26 protein-coding genes and 1 pseudogene are annotated in these 14677 nt (G+C 41.5%); all 27 read right to left on the bottom strand.

Features of this window, described 5'->3' with window-relative positions; translation table 11 throughout:
• Positions 1–51 precede the first annotated feature (51 nt).
• Entirely contained in the window at positions 52–558 is a 507-nt protein-coding gene (locus M5121_RS05035) for a DUF2059 domain-containing protein (protein ID WP_249570531.1), read from the bottom strand.
• Between the two features lie 122 nt (positions 559–680).
• Positions 681–2171, bottom strand: coding sequence for a flavin-containing monooxygenase (locus M5121_RS05030; protein WP_249570530.1), 1491 nt, complete (start codon positions 2169–2171; stop codon positions 681–683).
• A 299-nt stretch (positions 2172–2470) separates the two neighbouring features.
• Positions 2471–2914: a hypothetical protein gene (locus tag M5121_RS05025; protein WP_249570529.1), complete on the bottom strand. Its 444-nt coding sequence runs from the start codon at positions 2912–2914 to the stop codon at positions 2471–2473.
• A gap of 155 nt (positions 2915–3069) precedes the next feature.
• Positions 3070–3435, bottom strand: coding sequence for a 50S ribosomal protein L17 (gene rplQ, locus M5121_RS05020; protein ID WP_004641032.1), 366 nt, complete (start codon positions 3433–3435; stop codon positions 3070–3072).
• A gap of 18 nt (positions 3436–3453) precedes the next feature.
• Positions 3454–4461 (bottom strand): DNA-directed RNA polymerase subunit alpha, encoded by a 1008-nt coding sequence (locus M5121_RS05015; RefSeq protein WP_004660372.1) that lies wholly within the window; start codon positions 4459–4461, stop codon positions 3454–3456.
• An 18-nt stretch (positions 4462–4479) separates the two neighbouring features.
• Positions 4480–5106, bottom strand: coding sequence for a 30S ribosomal protein S4 (gene rpsD, locus M5121_RS05010; protein WP_004641035.1), 627 nt, complete (start codon positions 5104–5106; stop codon positions 4480–4482).
• Positions 5107–5118: 12 nt separating this feature from the next.
• Positions 5119–5505 (bottom strand): 30S ribosomal protein S11, encoded by a 387-nt coding sequence (gene rpsK, locus M5121_RS05005; RefSeq protein WP_001040166.1) that lies wholly within the window; start codon positions 5503–5505, stop codon positions 5119–5121.
• A gap of 19 nt (positions 5506–5524) precedes the next feature.
• On the bottom strand, positions 5525–5881 hold the full coding sequence (rpsM, locus tag M5121_RS05000) for a 30S ribosomal protein S13 (protein WP_000090816.1): 357 nt from the start codon (positions 5879–5881) through the stop codon (positions 5525–5527).
• A 107-nt stretch (positions 5882–5988) separates the two neighbouring features.
• On the bottom strand, positions 5989–6105 hold the full coding sequence (gene rpmJ, locus M5121_RS04995; protein ID WP_000867907.1) for a 50S ribosomal protein L36: 117 nt from the start codon (positions 6103–6105) through the stop codon (positions 5989–5991).
• A gap of 20 nt (positions 6106–6125) precedes the next feature.
• Positions 6126–7445: a preprotein translocase subunit SecY gene (secY, locus tag M5121_RS04990; RefSeq protein ID WP_171287530.1), complete on the bottom strand. Its 1320-nt coding sequence runs from the start codon at positions 7443–7445 to the stop codon at positions 6126–6128.
• A gap of 45 nt (positions 7446–7490) precedes the next feature.
• Positions 7491–7931, bottom strand: coding sequence for a 50S ribosomal protein L15 (gene rplO, locus M5121_RS04985; RefSeq protein WP_004660366.1), 441 nt, complete (start codon positions 7929–7931; stop codon positions 7491–7493).
• A gap of 3 nt (positions 7932–7934) precedes the next feature.
• Positions 7935–8111 (bottom strand): 50S ribosomal protein L30, encoded by a 177-nt coding sequence (gene rpmD / locus M5121_RS04980; protein ID WP_000849088.1) that lies wholly within the window; start codon positions 8109–8111, stop codon positions 7935–7937.
• 6 nt (positions 8112–8117) lie between these two features.
• On the bottom strand, positions 8118–8615 hold the full coding sequence (rpsE, locus tag M5121_RS04975; RefSeq protein ID WP_004657688.1) for a 30S ribosomal protein S5: 498 nt from the start codon (positions 8613–8615) through the stop codon (positions 8118–8120).
• A 2-nt stretch (positions 8616–8617) separates the two neighbouring features.
• The gene (gene rplR / locus M5121_RS04970) at positions 8618–8968 is read right to left on the bottom strand and encodes a 50S ribosomal protein L18 (protein ID WP_004660364.1); all 351 of its coding nucleotides are present in this window, start codon (positions 8966–8968) and stop codon (positions 8618–8620) included.
• A gap of 14 nt (positions 8969–8982) precedes the next feature.
• On the bottom strand, positions 8983–9516 hold the full coding sequence (rplF, locus tag M5121_RS04965; RefSeq protein ID WP_004660363.1) for a 50S ribosomal protein L6: 534 nt from the start codon (positions 9514–9516) through the stop codon (positions 8983–8985).
• 13 nt (positions 9517–9529) lie between these two features.
• Positions 9530–9925 carry a 30S ribosomal protein S8 gene (rpsH, locus tag M5121_RS04960; protein WP_004660361.1) on the bottom strand — a complete coding sequence of 132 codons (396 nt, stop codon included), beginning with the start codon at positions 9923–9925 and terminating at the stop codon, positions 9530–9532.
• A gap of 12 nt (positions 9926–9937) precedes the next feature.
• Positions 9938–10243: a 30S ribosomal protein S14 gene (gene rpsN / locus M5121_RS04955; RefSeq protein WP_004660360.1), complete on the bottom strand. Its 306-nt coding sequence runs from the start codon at positions 10241–10243 to the stop codon at positions 9938–9940.
• Between the two features lie 9 nt (positions 10244–10252).
• Positions 10253–10789, bottom strand: a complete 537-nt coding sequence (gene rplE / locus M5121_RS04950) for a 50S ribosomal protein L5 (RefSeq protein ID WP_004660357.1) — start codon at positions 10787–10789, stop codon at positions 10253–10255.
• A gap of 15 nt (positions 10790–10804) precedes the next feature.
• The gene (gene rplX / locus M5121_RS04945; RefSeq protein WP_004641054.1) at positions 10805–11122 is read right to left on the bottom strand and encodes a 50S ribosomal protein L24; all 318 of its coding nucleotides are present in this window, start codon (positions 11120–11122) and stop codon (positions 10805–10807) included.
• 9 nt (positions 11123–11131) lie between these two features.
• Complete coding sequence (gene rplN, locus M5121_RS04940; protein WP_004657680.1) at positions 11132–11500, bottom strand: 50S ribosomal protein L14; 369 nt, start codon at positions 11498–11500, stop codon at positions 11132–11134.
• 92 nt (positions 11501–11592) lie between these two features.
• Complete coding sequence (gene rpsQ, locus M5121_RS04935) at positions 11593–11850, bottom strand: 30S ribosomal protein S17 (RefSeq protein ID WP_004641057.1); 258 nt, start codon at positions 11848–11850, stop codon at positions 11593–11595.
• Positions 11847–12044, bottom strand: a complete 198-nt coding sequence (gene rpmC, locus M5121_RS04930; RefSeq protein ID WP_004660354.1) for a 50S ribosomal protein L29 — start codon at positions 12042–12044, stop codon at positions 11847–11849. Before rpmC ends, rpsQ begins: the two co-directional genes overlap by 4 nt.
• Positions 12044–12457: a 50S ribosomal protein L16 gene (gene rplP / locus M5121_RS04925; RefSeq protein ID WP_004657678.1), complete on the bottom strand. Its 414-nt coding sequence runs from the start codon at positions 12455–12457 to the stop codon at positions 12044–12046. Before rplP ends, rpmC begins: the two co-directional genes overlap by 1 nt.
• A pseudogene (gene rpsC / locus M5121_RS04920) lies at positions 12397–13213 on the bottom strand (30S ribosomal protein S3). Before rpsC ends, rplP begins: the two are co-directional and overlap by 61 nt.
• 1 nt (position 13214) lies before the next feature.
• Positions 13215–13544 carry a 50S ribosomal protein L22 gene (rplV, locus tag M5121_RS04915; RefSeq protein WP_004657676.1) on the bottom strand — a complete coding sequence of 110 codons (330 nt, stop codon included), beginning with the start codon at positions 13542–13544 and terminating at the stop codon, positions 13215–13217.
• 11 nt (positions 13545–13555) lie between these two features.
• On the bottom strand, positions 13556–13831 hold the full coding sequence (gene rpsS / locus M5121_RS04910) for a 30S ribosomal protein S19 (protein ID WP_004641066.1): 276 nt from the start codon (positions 13829–13831) through the stop codon (positions 13556–13558).
• A 13-nt stretch (positions 13832–13844) separates the two neighbouring features.
• A complete protein-coding gene (gene rplB / locus M5121_RS04905) occupies positions 13845–14669 on the bottom strand; it encodes a 50S ribosomal protein L2 (RefSeq protein ID WP_004660349.1) in 825 nt (274 codons plus the stop codon).
• Between the last annotated feature and the right edge of the window lie 8 nt (positions 14670–14677).

Here is a 14677-nt window from a genome sequence, read left to right as displayed (position 1 = left end):
CATAAATTGGAAAGTTAAAGGGATCGTGTTTAATTACACGATCTTTTTTATTTATTTAGTTTCAGATTTTTCAGTTGTTTGAGCTGGCGTAGGCGTTGGATTCATTCGTGCCATTAGTTGCTTTACCGTTGGATTATCAATATGTTGCTGCATAGTGACATTTAAAGCAGTGCGTGCATTTTGCGTAGTGAAATGTGCAACTTCACTTCCTATCTCACTGGCTTTTTTAGCCCATGCTTTCCCTTCTGTAGATTGATAAAAGGTTAATGCGGCTTGTAGTTCCTGTTGACTGAATGTTTCAACATAACGTTGGATAATGAATTGCTTACGCTGTTCACTGTTTAAATTTTTAATCAAATCTACGTAAAAATTTTCAGGTATATCTTTAGGCAAACGCATTCGGATTTGCTCTAAAAACATTTTATCAGTGTTTTGTAAACCTTGTTCGGTTCCATCTACAGATACCAATTTTTGAGCAATAACTTCATTCTGTTTTACATCATCAGCAAAAACAAATGTACTGAATAATAATGTCCCCAAGATTAATAGCTTTTTCACTCAGTCATCCCTGTTTTAAATATTATTGCGCTCAATATACGCGATATTTTTTATATTTAAATAGCCACTCAAATAAAAACCCTATGCAACTGCATAGGGTTTAAAAACATTCAAGCAAAAACTTATGAGACTAATTTTGGCTTACGATTTGTTTGATCGCCACGCTTATGAAATTCTAAAACCCCGTCATTAAACTTAGCATCTTTCAGTTCTTTACGATCAGCTAGGTAATTATTGGTGATCTTCCACGGTGCTTGTTTACCTTGTTTAGGCATTACATCAGCTGCACGTGCGATATAACCAGAAGACATTTTACCCATGATTGTATCATTTTCACGCTGTAAAGGATCAGCATGTGCAATCACTTCATCAAAACCATTTTTATCCATATGATTGATCAAGCGACAGATATAATCAGCTGCAATATCAACCTTTAATGTCCATGAAGCATTGATATAACCAATGATCATCGCCATGTTAGGGACATCACTCACCATCACGCCTTGATACAGCATATGTTGAGATGTGTTCATTGGCTTACCGTCAATTGAACCTTGCACCCCACCTAGAATCTGAATCTCCAAACCAGTTGCCGAGATTACAATATCCGCTTCTAAATGTTTTCCAGATTTTAATTGGATACCATTCGCAGTGAACTTCTCAATTTGATCCGTTTCAACGCTTGCCTTACCTTCACGTAATGCCTTGAACAAATCACCGTCTGGCACAACACATAAACGTTGATCCCATGGATTATAGCTTGGTGTAAAGTGTTTCATATCCACTTTACCTTTAAGCTGTAATTCAATTCCTTTCAACAATAAACGACGTACAGTTTTCGGATATTTTTGAGCTAATGCATAAATACCACGTTGCATACCAATATTACGTGCACGAGTAAATTTATACGCCGTTTCCTCAGACATAAATTTACGTGTTTTTTCATAAATAAAGTCAATTGAAGGAACTGTTGCAATATAGGTTGGTGAACGTTGTAACATCGTCACGTGCCCTGCCCCACCTTTGACCATTGAAGGTACAAGGGTAATGGCAGTTGCACCACTCCCGATGATCACAACTTTCTTGCCTGTGTAATCTAAATTTTCTGGCCAATGCTGTGGATGAATAAACTGACCTTTGAAATCTTCTTGTTTCGGGAATTTAGGTGCATAACCTTGATCATAATTATAGTAACCCGTACATCCCATCACAAAGTTAGCTGACCAAGTTTGCTTTTTCTTATTATTATCTTCAACTTCAACAAGCCATTTCTTCTTAGTAGAATCATAGTTCGCAGAAAGTACACGATGACCAAAGTGAATTTTATCTTTTAACTGATTTTCACTGATCACATCGCTTAAATAACCCTTGATCTCAGCGCCACTTGCCAATACTTTATCTTTTGCCCAAGGTTTAAAATTAAAGCCAAACGTTGACATATCAGAGTCTGAGCGAATACCAGGATAGCGGAATAAATCCCAAGTCCCACCAAAGCTATCACGACGCTCTAAAATCTCAAAGTTACGTTGTGGACAGTTTTTAGAAAGATGCACAGCCAACCCAATTCCAGAGATACCTGCACCAATAATTAATACATCAACTTGCTTTTCCATTTTTTTTATACCCTGTATAAACCATGACTTTATTAAAGCACAAATTTGACAATACACAATGTCAAGTTTATTCATTCATCGGCTTTTTCATATCAGTTCGGGACATTTTTAAGAAATATAAGGGAAAAAATCTTGAGATTTTTGCTTGGGTTTACGTTTGAGCTATGTTGTATTGAATATAAAAAATAAGGATAAATCTTTATATAATTTTTAGGCGAAGGTATTTTAGAAAAATAAGCTTTGTAAAACACATTGAAAAAGGAAAGCTCATCCATTCCGTAGAAAATCTATTAATTTGTTTATTCACTTGAAATATCAACACTTTTAAAAAAGACAACTCTATTTTTTAGTTGTTCAACTTCCTTTTTGATTTCATTTAGATCATTGTCACTAAGATTATATGAAGTTGTTATTTTTCCATCTAATGCTAAACCCACTCCGTTTGAAAATGCAGAAAGAATAGCACCAGATAAATGATAGAAATTATCAGCACCTGGAAAATAATTTGGCTCAAGAAGATAGCTTTCATCATCACATAAATTATTTATCCAATCATATTCTGATACAACATACCAAATATTGGATAATTTTTTTACGCTTATTGGGTTTGTACTTAGAATTGCAGCTTCAACTGTAATAAAACCTAATAGCTGTCTGTCATATAAATTTCCATTGTATCCAAATATTAAATTAGCATGCCGTCTTTTCAACCCATTAATAAAACAATGTTTTTCAATATTCATAATTCACTCATTTATATTAATAGTATTCAGATTGGCTAATTTAATCGTCATATCGATGATATTATTTTAAGAGTTATTAGTAATTAAACAATAAAAAAGACCGGTTATTACACCGGTCTTTTTTGGAACAACTGACTGTTCTACACGTAGAAGTATTATTTTACTTCACGGTCAACGAGTTCAACGTAAGCCATCGGTGCAGCATCACCTGCACGGAAGCCCGCTTTAAGAACACGAAGATAACCGCCGTTACGTTCTTTGTAACGAGGGCCAAGAACGGTAAATAATTTACCAACAGTTGCTGCTGAACGAGTACGAGCAAACGCTAAACGACGGTTTGCAACAGTATCGTTTTTAGCCAAAGTGATTAAAGGCTCAGCAACACGACGAAGTTCTTTCGCCTTAGGCAAAGTTGTCTTAATTAACTCGTGCTCTACTAAAGCATTTGTTAAGTTTTGAAACAACGCCTTACGGTGGCTGCTTGTACGGCCTAATTTCACACCACTATTACGATGACGCATGGTGATAGTCCTACTTAATTAACGGCTACGATAGGCAAATCGGTCATCCATACGGAGACTAGCTGGTGGCCAGTTCTCTAAACGCATACCGAGTTGTAAACCTTTCGATGCCAAAACATCTTTGATCTCTGTTAACGATTTTTTACCTAAGTTAGGAGTTTTTAACAACTCAACTTCAGTACGTTGAACAAGATCACCAATGTAGTAAATATTTTCTGCCTTCAAACAGTTAGCAGAACGAACAGTAAGCTCGAGATCATCTACTGGACGAAGCAAAATTGGGTCAACTTCTTCGCGAGGTTCTTGAGCGACAGGAGTTTGATCTTTCTGAAGATCAACAAAAATTGCAATTTGTTGTTGCAAGATCGTTGCCGCTTTGCGGATAGCTTCTTCTGGATCAACAGTTCCGTTAGTCTCAAGATCGATCACTAACTTATCAAGATCGGTACGTTGTTCTACACGAGCATTTTCTACTGTGTAAGAAACACGCTTGATTGGGCTATAAGAAGCATCTAACTGTAAACGACCTACTGGGCGTGTTTCACCTTCTGGGAAACGAGAGTCAGATGTCTCATAACCACGACCTTGAGCTACTTTAAGGCGCATTTTTAATGAACCAGAAGAACTCAAAGTACCGATTAAATGATCAGGGTTAACCACTTCAACATTATGAGGTAAACGAAGGTCAGCTGCTGTTACGTCACCTGCACCTTGCTTCTCTAATGTTAAATATGCTTCATTTTGATCGAACAGCTTAATAGACAATCCTTTTAGGTTCAGCAAGAGCTCGACGATGTCCTGCTGCAAGCCTTCTAAAGTACTGTACTCGTGCTCGACGCCTTCTATCTCAACTTCAACCACAGCAGCGCCAGGTAAAGAAGACAATAGAATGCGACGTAAAGCATTACCTAGAGTATGGCCAAAACCACGCTCTAAAGGCTCAAGAATCACTTTTGCCGAGGTCCCGCTCACCGCTTCGACCTTGATCGCTTGCGGAGTTAGAAACTCGTTTGCAGTACGCGTCATTTATTGCTACCTCAAGGATTATTTAGAATACAATTCTACAATCAAGCTTTCGTTGATTTCAGCAGGTAAATCAGAGCGATCTGGTGCAGCTTTAAACGTACCTTCCAACTTAGAATGATCAACTTCCATCCAAGCAGGGATACCACGTTGAGCAGCTAATTCAATAGCGTTTTTGATACGCAATTGTTGTTTAGCACCTTCATGCACTGCAATTACATCACCCGCTTTTACTTGAATAGACGCAATGTTTACACGACGACCATTTAAAGTAATAGAACGGTGAGATACCAACTGACGAGCTTCTGAACGTGTAGAACCAAAACCCATGCGATAAACTACGTTATCAAGACGGCTTTCAAGCAATTTCAACAAGTTTTCACCAGTTGCGCCTTTAACACGAGCTGCTTCTTTATAGTAGTTACTAAATTGACGCTCTAACACACCGTACATACGACGTACTTTTTGTTTTTCACGTAATTGTAGTGAATACTCAGATTGCTTACCACCACGAGCCTGACCATGTTGACCAGGTGCTTTATTGTGTTTTTTGGTTTTTACATCAAACGGTTTAACGCCTGATTTAAGTTGCAGGTCTGTCCCTTCGCGGCGAGAGAGTTTGCATTTTGGACCAATATAACGAGCCATGAATGTTTCTCCTTACACGCGACGTTTTTTAGGTGGACGGCAACCGTTGTGAGGAATTGGTGTCACATCGGTAATGCTGTTAATCTTATAACCCACTGCGCCTAATGCACGAACCGCAGACTCACGACCTGGACCAGGACCTTTTACAAGGACGTCTAGGTTTTTCAAACCGTAATCCAAAGCTGCTTTACCAGCAACTTCAGCAGCTACCTGAGCAGCGAACGGAGTTGATTTACGTGAACCACGGAAGCCTTGTCCACCTGAGGTAGCCCAAGCCAATGCATTACCTTGACGATCGGTAATCGTTACAATGGTGTTATTAAAAGACGCGTGAATGTGTGCAACACCTTCAGAGACGGTACGAGTGACCTTCTTGCGTGTGCGAGTATCTTTAGCCATCTTTTAGCTTCCAGAAATCTTACTTTTTAATCGGTTTGCGCGGACCTTTACGGGTACGTGCGTTAGTTTTGGTGCGTTGTCCACGAACAGGCAAGCTGCGACGATGACGAAGACCGCGGTAGCAGCCTAAATCCATTAAACGTTTAATGTTCATGGAAATTTCGCGACGTAAATCACCTTCGGTCGGAACCTTAGCAACTTCTGCACGAATCGCATCAAGCTGAGCATCATCTAATTCACGGATTTTTGTAGTCTCAGTAATACCTACAGTTGCTAAGATGTTCTTAGCAGTGTGGCGACCGATACCAAAAATATACGTGAGAGAGATAACAGCATGCTTGTTATCCGGAATGTTTACACCGGCAATACGAGCCATTCAATTTTCTCCAAAAAGGCAGTCAAGATAATCAACCGCCCCACAAAAATCTTGAGGGGCGGATAATAACCTAATTAGCCTACTGAAATCAACAGGTCTTAATTAAATTAACCTTGACGCTGCTTATGACGAGGTTCTGCGCTACAAATCACGCGAATAACCCCATTACGACGGATAACTTTGCAGCTACCACAAATTTTCTTTACAGAAGCTTGTACTTTCATGATGAAACCTCTAAGTGCGCTTATCCCTTAGGATGAGCAGTCGTTTTTCTCATTAACGTTTGATTATCATATTGATGCGAAGTAAGGTGCGCTTGAAGTTGCGCCATAAAGTCCATTACTACTACAACTACAATCAGTAAAGATGTTCCACCCAAATGGAATGGAATACTAAACGAACTTTGTAGCACCATAGGCATTAAACACACTACAGTAATGTAAATTGCACCAATAAAAGTCAAACGGTTAAGAATATGATCTAAATAACGAGCCGTTTGCTCACCTGGGCGGATACCAGGCACATATGCTCCGCTGCGTTTTAAGTTCTCTGCAACTTCTTTTGGGCTAAATACTAGCGCTGTATAGAAATAACAGAAGAAAATAATTAACGCACCAAACAGCATTAAATACAACGGCTGTCCAGGCGATAACACCAATGCCAGATCTTGTAGGCTACGCTTCACAATCCCTGCATTTGGATCAGCACTACCTAACCATTGCCCTAAGCTCGCTGGAAATAATAACAATGAGCTTGCAAAAATCGCTGGAATCACACCTGCCATATTAATTTTTAATGGCAAATGCGTTTGCTGTGCAGTAAAAACACGACGACCTTGTTGCTTTTGTGCATAGTTCACTGGAATACGACGTTGTGCTTTTTCAATAAACACAATCGCAGCTAAAACGGCTAATGAGAGTAAGCCAAATACAGCCAAACCAATTAAACTACCTTGACCATTATCTACAGACGTAAACGACTGTATTACAAGATTTGGCAAGCCTGCCACAATACCTGCAAAAATGATCATCGAGATACCATTACCAACACCACGTTCGGTAATTTGCTCTCCTAACCACATCAGAAACATTGTTCCCGCAACTAACGAAGTAACTGCAGGAACATAGAATGCTAAGCCTGATGTCAAAGTAATACCTTGACTGATCAAACCAGCACACATCCCTACACCTTGCACGAGTGCAAGGAATAAGGTGCCATAACGTGTATATTGATTGATCTTTCGTTTGCCTTGCTCGCCTTCTTTTTTCAAAGCTTCTAACGAAGGAACAACCGTAGACATTAACTGCACGATAATCGATGCAGAAATGTACGGCATAATCCCCAACGCTAGAATCGACATGCGTTCTAATGCACCGCCAGAGAACATATTAAATAAGCCTAAGAAGGTACCTTCATTCGCCTTAAAAAACTGTGCTAGCGCTATATTATCAATACCTGGCAACGGAATATGCGCTCCTAGTCGAAAGACCAATAACGCGCCAATCAAAAACATTAATCGACGAATAATTTCACGATATTTCACATGAAATGGTTGGCCTTTCATCATGTTTACATGACCTGAAGAACTAGGAGTCATAGACACTCGAGATTACTCCTCGACTTTACCGCCAGCAGCTTCAACAGCAGCTTTAGCGCCTTTAGTCAACACAACACCTTGAACAGTGAATGCGCGAGTGATTTCACCAGAAAGAACGATGCGAGCACGAATTTGATCACGACGAACAACGTTCGCAGCTTTTAAAGTTTCAAGGCTAATTACATCACCTTCAACTTTATTCAATTCAGACAAACGTACTTCAGCAGTTTTCAAAGCGATTTGGCTAGTGAAACCGAATTTTGGTAAACGACGATATAACGCTGTTTGACCGCCTTCAAAGCCTGGACGAGTACCACCACTTTTACGTGAGTTTTGACCCTTGATACCACGACCACCAGTCTTACCAACGCCAGAGCCGATACCACGACCTAGACGACGATTTTCACGCTTAGCACCTTCAGCAGGTGCAAGTTCATTTAAACGCAGAGTCATGGCTTATTCCTCTACACTAACCATATAGTAAACTTTGTTGATCATACCACGGTTAGAAGGCGTATCTTGCACTTCTACAGTATGACCAATACGACGCAGACCTAGACCTTGTAAGCAAAGTTTATGATTTTTTAAACGATGCGAAGAAGATTTAGTCTGGGTAACTTTAATCGTTTTCATGATTGATTACCCTTGAATTTGTTCTACTGAAAGACCACGTTTAGCAGCGACTTTCTCAGGAGAAGTCATATCACGCAAACCTTTGAATGTTGCGTTTACTACGTTAGCAGCATTTGTAGAACCATAACATTTAGCAAGTACGTTATGTACACCTGCAGCTTCGAGAACAGCACGCATCGCGCCACCAGCAATTACGCCAGTACCTTCTGAAGCAGGTTGCATGTATACACGGCTTGCACCATGACGAGCATTCACAGGGTGTTGTAAAGTAGTCCCCGCAAGGTCTACAGTAATCATGTTACGACGTGCAGCTTCAAGTGCTTTAGAAATAGCAGCTGGAACTTCACGCGCTTTACCACGACCAAAACCTACACGACCATTACCATCACCCACAACAGTTAATGCTGTGAAAGAGAAGATACGACCACCCTTAACAACTTTGGCTACACGATCAACGGCAACCAGCTTTTCAACGAGACCTTCGTTTTGTTCAACTTTCGCCATGATTAGAACTCCAAGCCGCCTTCACGAGCAGCATCAGCCAAGGCTTTGATACGACCATGATATTTAAAACCAGAACGGTCAAATGCAACTTTAGTAACGCCAGCTGCTTTAGCACGTTCTGCGATTAAAGCACCAACCTTAGTTGCTGCATCGATATTACCAGTCGCACCACTACGCAAAGATGCATCTAAAGTTGAAGCTTGCGCTAAAACTTTGCCACCATCTGCTGAAATAACTTGAGCATAGATGTGACGCGGAGTGCGGTTTACACACAAACGAGTCGCACCCAATGCACGAATGTGCAAGCGTGTGCTTTTTGCACGACGCAAACGGGTTTGTTTCTTTTCGTTCATAAGAACCTCGCGCCTTATTTCTTCTTAGCTTCTTTACGAAGAATAACTTCATCCGAATAACGAACACCTTTACCTTTATATGGTTCAGGAGAACGGTATGCACGGATTTCCGCTGCTACTTGACCTAACAACTGCTTGTTTGCTGATTTCAAAATGATTTCAGTTGCAGTTGGAGTTTCCGCTGTTACACCTTCTGGTAAAGCGTAGTCAATTGGGTGTGAATAACCTAAAGCAAGGTTAACGACAGTGCCTTTAACTGCTGCTTTGTAACCAACACCAACTAGCTGTAACTTACGTTCGAAGCCTTCGCTAACACCTTTTACAAGGTTGTTCAATACAGCGCGAGCAGTACCAGCTTGCATCCAAGCATCTTTCGACTCTTTAACTGGAGCAAGTTGAAGTTTACCTTCTTCCTGTTTTAGCTCGACCAGCGCATGCAGGTTGAAAGACAATGTACCTTTAGTGCCTTTCACTTCGACCTGCCGGCCGTTCTGAGTAACTGTTACACCATTAGGTACAGTTACTGGGGCTTTAGCCACACGAGACATGAGGAATCACCTATTAAGAAACAAAAGCAATAACTTCACCACCAACGCCCGCAGCACGTGCAGCGCGATCAGTCATGATGCCTTTACTTGTAGAAACAATTGCAATACCTAAACCTTGCTTAACGCTTGGAAGTGCATCTTTACCGCGATACTGACGTAGACCAGGACGGCTTACGCGCTTCACAGTTTCGATAACTGGTTTGCCTTCGAAATATTTTAACGTAATAGTCAAAGTAGCTTTTGCATCTTCTTGAGCAACTTCTACATTTGAAATATAACCTTCTTGTTGAAGAACGTTTGCAATAGCAACCTTCAACTTAGAAGAAGGCATAGAAACAACTTGTTTCTTTGCCATTTGAGCGTTACGAACACGCGTTAACATGTCGGCAACGGTATCTTGCATACTCATTATAGTCGCTCCTTACCAGCTTGCTTTAACAACGCCTGGTACATCACCCTGCATTACTGTATCGCGTAATTTGTTACGGCTTAAACCGAACTTACGGAAGTAACCATGAGGACGACCAGTTAAACCACAGCGGTTACGAAGACGTACTGGAGATGCATTACGTGGTAATGCTTGTAACTTCATCATCGCTTCGAAACGTTCTTCATCAGATGCATTTACGTTTGCAATCGTTGCTTTTAATTCAGCACGTTTTGCAGCGTATTTAGCAACTGTCTTTTCGCGTTTCAATTCGCGATTAATCATACCTTTCTTAGCCATATCGACCTCTTATTTGAACGGGAAGCCGAATGCACGCATAAGCGCACGGCCTTCGTCATCGCTACGAGCAGTGGTCGTAATAGTGATATCTAAACCACGGATACGATCAATTTTGTCAAAATCGATTTCAGGGAAAACGATCTGCTCTTTTAAACCCATAGAGTAGTTACCACGACCATCAAATGATTTCGAAGAGAAACCACGGAAGTCACGGATACGAGGGATAGCGATCGAGATCAAACGATCCAAGAATTCGTACATTTGGTCGCCACGTAAAGTAACTTTACAACCAATTGGCCAACCATCACGGATTTTAAAACCAGCGATTGATTTACGTGCAAGTGTCACAACTGGTTTTTGACCAGCAATGAGTTGCATATCAGCAACAGCGCCATCTAATAATTTCTTATCAGTTGCAGCTGCGCCTACACCCATGTTAAGAGTGATTTTCGTGATGCGAGGAATATCCATCACATTCTTAACGCCAAGTTCTTCTTGTAACTTCGCTTTAAGTTCGTCGTTATAACGTGCTTTAAGTCTGGCCATCGCCTATTCAACCTATTACTTCGCTACCGCCACTGATTCACCATTTGATTTATAAACACGAGTTTTCGCGCCATCAATCACTTGGTAACCAATACGGTCAGCCTTTTGGGTTGTAGCATTAAAAATTGCCACGTTTGAAATATGAAGCGTTGCCTCTTGAGTAACGATACCGCCTTCAGCGCCAGTTACACGGTTTGGCTTTTGATGCTTCTTCACTAAGTTAAGACCTTCGACCTTAACTCGATCTTCAGAAACAGACAAAACAACACCTTGTTTGCCTTTTTCTTTACCTGCGATCACAATTACTTGATCGCCTTTTTTAATCTTAGCCATGATTGCCTCTTATAAAACTTCAGGAGCCAATGAAATGATTTTCATGAACTGTTCAGTACGAAGTTCACGAGTCACTGGTCCGAAGATACGAGTCGCAATCGGAGCTTTGTTGTTGTTCAAAATAACAGCTGCGTTATCGTCGAAACGAATAACAGAACCATCTGGACGACGGATGCCGAATTTTGTACGTACAACTACAGCATTCATCACGTCACCTTTTTTAACACGTGCGCGCGGAATTGCTTCTTTTACAGTAACTTTAATAATATCGCCAACTGAAGCATAACGACGGTGTGAACCACCAAGTACTTTAATACATTGTACGCGGCGTGCACCACTGTTGTCTGCTACGTCGAGCATACTTTCGGTTTGAATCATTGCCCTACTCCAAAACCGAGCATCACCGGTCGCAATTTCGAAAGGCTCAAAGAGTACTCGAAATTGTCCGATGATGCAACAAGAACGTCTAATTACTCAGCAGCTGCTTCAACGACTTCCACTAAAGTCCAAGCTTTAGTTTTAGAAATTGGGCGGCTTTCTTTGATGGTCACTAAGTCGCCAGTTTTAGCAACATTGTTCTCATCATGAGCGTGTAATTTAGTTGAACGGCGGATTGATTTGCCGTACAACGGGTGTTGAACGCGGCGTTCAATAAGCACAACAATAGACTTGTCCATTTTGTCACTTACAACTTTGCCGGTTAACGTGCGGACTGTTTTTTCACTCATTGTCCGTTCCCCTGTTTTTCGGTAAGGAGTGTCTTGATACGAGCAATTGTCTTACGAGCAATTTGCACTTCATGCGATTTGCCTAATTGACCAGTTGCTTTCGCCATACGAAGACGGAATTGGTTAAGCTGTTGCTCATCAAGCAAAGCTTTCAACTCTTCTACCGACTTTTCACGTAGATCTTTAATTTTCATTACATCACCGTCCGAGTCACGATAGTGGTTTTAAACGGGAGTTTAGCAGCGGCTAAAGCAAAAGCTTCACGCGCTAACTCATCGCTAACACCTTCAATTTCGTACAGGATCTTACCTGGCTGGATCTGACAAACCCAGTATTCCACACTACCTTTACCTTTACCCATACGAACTTCTAATGGTTTTTCGGTAATTGGTTTGTCTGGGAATACGCGGATGAAGATTTTACCACCACGTTTAATACGACGGCTAATGGTACGACGTGCAGCTTCAATCTGACGCGCAGTCATACGACCACGTTCAGTTGCTTTAATTGCAATCGAACCAAATGATACTGTACTACCACGATGCGCTAGACCAGTGTTACGGCCTTTGTGCACTTTACGGAATTTGGTACGTTTAGGTTGCAACATGGATTATTCTCCCTTGTCAGCAGCACGGTCACCGCGACGACCACGACGCTCTTGACCTTCACCACGACCACGACCGCGTTTAGCTGGACGCTCTTCAGCAGGAGCAGGGTTCATGACTTGTTTCATGCCACCTAAAATCTCGCCACGGAAAATCCAAACTTTAACACCGATCGTACCGTATGTTGTTTCTGCACGCATAGTAGCATAGTCGATGTCAGCACGAAGTGTATGCAAAGGTACACGACCTTCACGATACCACTCAGTACGAGCGATCTCTGCACCACCTAAACGGCCAGAAACTTCAACTTTGATACCTTTAGCGCCAGCACGCATTGTGTTTTGAACCGCACGCTTCATAGCACGACGGAACATAACACGCTTTTCTAATTGAGAAGCAATTGCTTCAGCAACTAAACGTGCATCCAAGTCAGGGCGATCAATTTCATTGATGCTAACTTGAGCTGGAACACCCATAATGTTGGTGAGTTCGCGCTGTAATTTCTCAATATCTTCGCCTTTCTTACCGATCACGATACCAGGACGAGCAGTGCTAATTGTTACTTTAGCAGCACCTGTAGGACGTTCGATAAGAATATTGCTTACCATCGCATTCTTAAGTTTTTTAAGCAAAAACTCACGAACTTGAAGATCTTTAAGCAAGTATTCAGCGTATTGTTTCGGACTCGCATACCAGTTAGCGTTATGACGTTTCACAACACCTAGGCGGATACCGATTGGATGAACCTTCTGACCCATATCAAACCCCTACCTTAACGGTGATGTGACAAGTACGCTTAGTAATACGATCTGCACGGCCTTTAGCACGTGGCATGATACGTTTAAGGCTCATGCCTTCATCAACGTAAATCGTAGTTACTTTAAGGTCATCAACATCTAAGCTGTTGTTATGTTCAGCATTCGCGATTGCAGATTCAAGTGCTTTTTTAACGAGCACAGCTGCTTTCTTGTTGCTGAAGTTCAAAATATCTATCGCACGTGCAACCGACTTACCACGGATCAAATCAGCAACTAAACGTGCTTTTTGTGCCGAGATAGCGGCACCGCGTAATTTAGCAGTTACTTCCATCATAGCACCTATTAACGTTTAGACTTCTTATCAACACCGTGACCACGATAGGTACGAGTTGGCGCGAATTCACCCAATTTATGACCAACCATGTGTTCAGTAACAATTACTGGAACGTGGTTACGGCCATTGTGAACAGAAATTGTTAAACCAACAAAGTCTGGAAGGATCATTGAACGACGTGACCATGTTTTGATCGGCTTACGGTTGTTAGCAGCAATCGCAGCTTCAACCTTAGCGAACAAATGCGCGTCGACGAATGGACCTTTTTTTAATGAACGAGGCATTATTCAGATTCCCTTACTTGACGCGACGGTCGCGAATAATCATCTTAGTCGTACGCTTATTGGTACGTGTCTTGTACCCTTTAGCTTTTTGACCCCATGGACTTACAGGTTGAATACCTTTACTACGTCCTTCACCACCACCGTGCGGGTGATCTACCGGGTTCATCGCCATACCACGAACGGTAGGACGAATACCACGCCAGCGCGCAGCACCAGCTTTACCCAATGAACGAAGGTTGCTTTCTTGATTAGAAACTTCACCAATGACAGCACGACATTCAACGTGTACTTTACGCATTTCACCAGAACGTAAACGAACGATAGCGTAAGAACCATCACGACCCAACAACTGAACTGAAGTACCAGCAGAACGCGCTAATTGAGCACCTTTACCGATTTTAAGTTCAAGGTTGTGAAGCGTAGAACCGATTGGCATATTGCGAAGTGGCAAGCAGTTACCTGGACGAATTGGAGCATCATTACCAGATTGTACTTTATCACCAGCACGTAAGCCTTTAGGTGCAATGATGTAACGACGCTCACCATCAGCATATTTCAATAAAGCAATATGAGCTGTACGGTTAGGATCATATTCGATGCGCTCTACAGTCGCTGGAATACCATCTTTGTTACGTTTAAAGTCAACAATACGGTAGTTTTGCTTATGACCACCACCCACGTGACGTGTAGTGATGTGACCATTGTTATTACGACCACCAGTACGTTTTTTAGCTTCTACCAACGGTGCATAAGGAGCGCCTTTGTGAAGATGGTCATGAACCACTTTCTCTACAAAGCGACGTCCTGGAGACGTTGGCTTACATTTTTGAATTGGCATAATTCTCG

Source organism: Acinetobacter sp. ANC5681, assembly GCF_023488045.1.
In the GTDB taxonomy this organism is placed as follows: domain Bacteria; phylum Pseudomonadota; class Gammaproteobacteria; order Pseudomonadales; family Moraxellaceae; genus Acinetobacter.
Note: the sequence above shows the minus strand (reverse complement) of the source record. Positions and strands in the feature narration are given on the sequence as shown.